At 73.7% G+C, this 4,042-nt stretch carries 4 protein-coding genes and 1 pseudogene; 1 reads left to right on the top strand and 4 read right to left on the bottom strand.

Annotated features, from left to right (window positions below; genetic code table 11):
• Positions 1-340: 340 nt before the first annotated feature.
• Positions 341-508 carry a hypothetical protein gene (locus ACFU99_RS35910; protein WP_384400493.1) on the bottom strand — a complete coding sequence of 56 codons (168 nt, stop codon included), beginning with the start codon at positions 506-508 and terminating at the stop codon, positions 341-343.
• Complete coding sequence (locus ACFU99_RS35905; RefSeq protein ID WP_384400490.1) at positions 505-1,338, bottom strand: trans-aconitate 2-methyltransferase; 834 nt, start codon at positions 1,336-1,338, stop codon at positions 505-507. The genes ACFU99_RS35910 and ACFU99_RS35905 overlap by 4 nt, the downstream gene beginning before the upstream one ends.
• A gap of 131 nt (positions 1,339-1,469) precedes the next feature.
• Between ACFU99_RS35905 and ACFU99_RS35900 the strand changes: the two genes are divergently transcribed.
• Positions 1,470-1,967, top strand: coding sequence for a MarR family transcriptional regulator (locus ACFU99_RS35900; protein ID WP_363131198.1), 498 nt, complete (start codon positions 1,470-1,472; stop codon positions 1,965-1,967).
• Here ACFU99_RS35900 and ACFU99_RS35895 read toward each other — a convergent pair.
• Positions 1,926-2,705 (bottom strand): LuxR C-terminal-related transcriptional regulator, encoded by a 780-nt coding sequence (locus tag ACFU99_RS35895; RefSeq protein WP_384400486.1) that lies wholly within the window; start codon positions 2,703-2,705, stop codon positions 1,926-1,928. The two genes, ACFU99_RS35900 and ACFU99_RS35895, sit on opposite strands and share 42 nt — an antisense overlap.
• A 377-nt stretch (positions 2,706-3,082) precedes the next feature.
• Positions 3,083-3,994, bottom strand: a pseudogene (locus ACFU99_RS35890) (galactokinase); the annotation flags it as partial.
• Between the last annotated feature and the right edge of the window lie 48 nt (positions 3,995-4,042).

Below are 4,042 nucleotides of genomic sequence, written 5' to 3'. Positions count from 1 at the left end.
CCGCCCTGTGCAGGGCCCGGCTGCGGGCCCCGAATGCTCCGTGGTGTCTGCGGACGCCGAGTGCGGGACGCGGACACCGGCCGCGGGTCCGGGACTCCCAGCGTTGTCTGCGGACGCCCAGTGCGGGACGCGGATACCAGGCGCGGGCCCCGGACGCCCAGCGTTGCCTCCGGACGCCGAGTGCAGGGCCCGGATACCAGGCGCGGGCCTCGGACGCCCAGTGGCGTCTGCGGACGCCGGGTGCGGGCCGTGGGATGTCCCGTGCGAGCCCAAACGGCGGGCCCGGACGCTGCGGTCGCGGGGCCTTTCCTACGGGCCGGGCCGCGGCGTCCGGGCGGGGTCAGCCGTCCAGCGGCTTCAGGAGTCCCAGGCGGTCCTCGGAGCGGACGGCGGGCTCCGGGGGCTTGGGGGTCTCGGTCATGCCGAGCGCCTTGGTGTAGAAGGCGCGAAGGACGGCCTCGCTGCCGGTTGGGGCGGTGAGCTGGACGTGGTCGGGCGCGGTGATCACTTCGGGTTTCCGGGGTGGGTGCGGGCGACGACGAAGATGCGCCGGAAGGGGAAGACAGTGCCGTGCGGGCCCGTGGGGTACGCCTTGCGGAGCAGGTCGCGGTATTCGCCGAGGAATTCCTCGGCGGCTTCGTCGTCGCCGTCCAGGGCGGTCAGTACGGGCCTCAGCGCGGTGCCCTTGACCCAGTCGAGTACGGGGTCGGCGCCGGCGAGGAGCTGGACGTAGGTGGTCTCCCAGGCGTCGACGTCGCAGCCGAGGCCGGTGAGGCGTTCGAGGTAGTCGGCGGGGTCGAGGATGTGGACGAAGCGGCGGCCGTGGCCGTCGAGGCGTTCGCGCCAGCGGGGGGTGTCGCAGAGTTCGCCGAGTATGGCGTGGCTGGGCGAGGTGAAGTTGCCGGGGACCTGGAAGGCGAGGGTGCCGCCGGGGTGCAGGGCGTCGACCCAGGTTTCGAGGGAGTCGGGGTGGTTGGGCACCCATTGGAGGGCGGCGTTGGAGACGATCAGGTCGTAGGGCTCGTCGGGGACCCAGTCGGCGGCGTCGGCGGGGGCGAAGTCGAGCCGTCCGCCGCCCGCGGTGGGGCCTTGGCGGGAGGCGGCTTCGGCGAGCATCTCGGTGGAGCTGTCGAGGCCGGTGATGTGGGCGTCGGGCCAGCGGTCGGCGAGGAGCGCGGTGACGTTGCCGGGGCCGCAGCCGAGGTCGGCGATGCGGGCGGGGCGGCCTGCGGCGGCCGGCAGTTCCGGTATCCGGGCGAGGAGATCGTGGAAGGGCCGGGTCCGATGGCTGGCGTGGCGGAGGTACTGCTGCGGATCCCAGGTTGGTGCGCGGTGCATGTTCGAGCCCCCTTGCAGGTACGGACTTTCCGAAGCGGGACGGCGCTTCCCGCGAACGATGCCCAGCATCCCTGCAAATATATCTTGACGTCAAGAGACTTCATGTCGACAGACCCTTTACACTGATCGCCATGGAGGACGAGGTCGATCGACTGGTCGCAGCATGGCGCCGCGAGCGCCCGGACCTCGACGTGGAACCGCTGGAGGTGCTGAGCCGCGTCTCCAGGCTCGCACGCCATCTCGACCGGGCGCGCAGGATCGCCTTCGCCGAGCATCAGCTGGAGCCCTGGGAGTTCGACGTCCTGACCTCGCTGCGGCGCGCCGGGGCCCCGTACCAGCTCTCCCCCGGCCAGTTGCTGACGCAGACGCTGGTCACCTCGGGCACGATGACCAACCGCATCGACCGGCTCGCCAAGAAGGGCCTCGTCGAGCGGCTGCCCGACCCCAGCGACCGGCGCGGCGTGCTGGTGCGGCTCACCCCCGAGGGGCGCGACCGCGCCGACCAGGCGCTCGCCGGGCTGCTCGCGCAGGAGCGCGCGATCCTGGTCGAGCTGTCCCGGCCGCAGCGCCGTGAACTGGCCGACCTGCTACGCCAGCTGACCGCCCCGTTCGACAATATCCCCGGCTAGGTCGACCGGGCCCACCCCGGCCCGGCGGGCCAGCGCCACGGCGGCGAGCGTGGAGTGCACGCCGAGCTTGCCCAGCACGTTCTGCATATGCGTGCGGACCGTGTGCGGGGAGAGGTAGAGCCGCTCGGCGACCGCCTTGCGGCCCAGCCCCGCGACCATGCAGCGCAGCACCTCGCGCTCGCGCGGGGTCAGCGACTCGACCAGCCGCTCGCTCTCGGTGCGGTGCTTGCGGGCCGCCGTCAGCTCCCGCAGCACGCCCGTCAGCAGCGCGGGCGGCAGATGCGTCTCGTCCCGCAGCACGCCCCGGATGACGGCGAGCAGCCGGGAGAGGGAGCAGTCCTTGGCGACCCAGCCGGAGGCCCCGGCCTGGAGCGCCGCCGCCGCCCGGCGCGCGTCGTCGCGCTCGGCCAGCACCACGGTCCGTACGCCCGGCTGCCCGGACCGTACGCCCGCCACCAGCGAGATGCCGTCCACCGCGGTGTCCGCGGCGTCCCGGCCCTGGAGGTGCGCGGGGCCCGGTACGCGCGCGACGTCGCCGGCCGCGGCGCCGAGGTCGGCGTCGACGAGCAGCACGTCGAAGCGGCGGCCCTCCGCGGCGGCGCGCTCCAGTGAGCGCAGCGCCGCCGGTCCGCTGCCCGCTGCCGCGACTTCCACGTCCTGCTCGGCCGCGAGCGCTGCGGCGAGGGACTCGGCGAAGATGCGGTGGTCGTCGACCACCAGTACCCGAATACGTGCCACAGCCACCCCCATGTCAGACAGGTCAGATGTCAGTGGATCGCGGAGAAACCAGTGCGGGTACGGCGCCCGGTTCAGGGGTCGCCACTGCCTCACGGCCGCCGCCGTGCTGTGACGTCTACCCGCCCCCGGGCGTCGTACCTGCCTGTCTCGCCCCCTGATCGGCGTCGGCCCCCACCGACGCTGTGCATCAGAGTACGGCGGGGGTACGACAACGGAAGGCGATTCACAAAACTGGCCGCTCCCTGTGTTCAGGGTGTGTTCCCTGTCCGGTCCTGGGGCGGTCCGCGCCGCAGAACGACGTGAATTGATCCGTTCCCGCGATCAAACGGCGCGTGGCGGCAGCGAGTTGAGGCGTCGCGCCCGCGGCGGGGGCGCTGTCATACGATCCGTCGCGCGCCCCTGCTCGGCTCGGCGGGGAAGACGCGCGGAGCGCGCCGCCCGGCCGCCGCGAACGCGTCGCGCACCGCCTTCTCCACCGCGTCCGCGTCGCCCTCGGCGGCCAGCACGACGGCCGAGCCGCCGAAGCCGCCGCCGGTCATCCGGGCGCCGAGCGCGCCGGCGGCGCAGGCGACCTCGACGACCTTGTCCAACTCGGCGCAGGAGACGCGCAGATCGTCGCGGAGCGAGGCGTGGCCGGCGCTCAGGACGGGGCCGACGGCGCGGGCGTACCCGGCGTCGAGGAGGGCGATGACCTGCTCGACGCGGTGGTTCTCGGTCACGACGTGGCGCACGTAACGGCTGATTCTGTCGTTGCCTGAGTCATCCGAGGCCGCCAATTGTTCGAGTGCGGCGGATAGTTGCTCGTAGGGCACGTCGCGCAGCGCGCGTACGCCGAGCGCCCGCGCGCCCGCCTCGCAGCCGGCGCGCCGCTCGGCGTACGCGCCGTCTCCCAGTTCGTGTTTCACACGGGTGTCCACGACGAGGAGGGTCAGTCCGTGGTCCGCCAAATCGAACGGTACGTGGCGCTGGGTGAGGTCGCGGGTGTCGAGGTGGAGGGCGTGGCCTTCGGCGCAGCAGGCGGCGGCCATCTGGTCCATGATGCCGCAGGGCACTCCGACGAAGTCGTTCTCGGCGTGCTGGGAGATCCGGGCGAGGCTCCGCGGGTCGAGCTCCAGCCCGTAGAGGTCGCTGAGGGCGAGGGCGGTGGCGACTTCGAGGGCGGCGGAGGAGGAGAGGCCCGCGCCGGTGGGCACGGTGGACTCGTAGTGCAGGTCCGCGCCGGGGACCGGGTGGCCGGCCGCGCCCCCGGCCCCCACGACCCCCGCGGGGGAGGCGGCCCACCCCCCCCCCTCCCCCCCCCCGGTGCGGGCCGGCGCGCGGCCCGCGGCGCGCCCTTA

The organism is Streptomyces sp. NPDC057654 (assembly GCF_042800135.1).
Lineage (GTDB): Bacteria > Actinomycetota > Actinomycetes > Streptomycetales > Streptomycetaceae > Streptomyces.
This window is presented reverse-complemented; position numbering and strand designations above follow the sequence as displayed.

Excerpts from the sequence above, each read along its gene's own strand:
- ACFU99_RS35900 (WP_363131198.1), top strand. The coding sequence starts at position 1,470 with ATGGAGGACGAGGTCGATCGACTGGTCGCAGCATGGCGCCGCGAGCGC.
- ACFU99_RS35905 (WP_384400490.1), bottom strand. The coding sequence starts at position 1,338 with ATGCACCGCGCACCAACCTGGGATCCGCAGCAGTACCTCCGCCACGCC.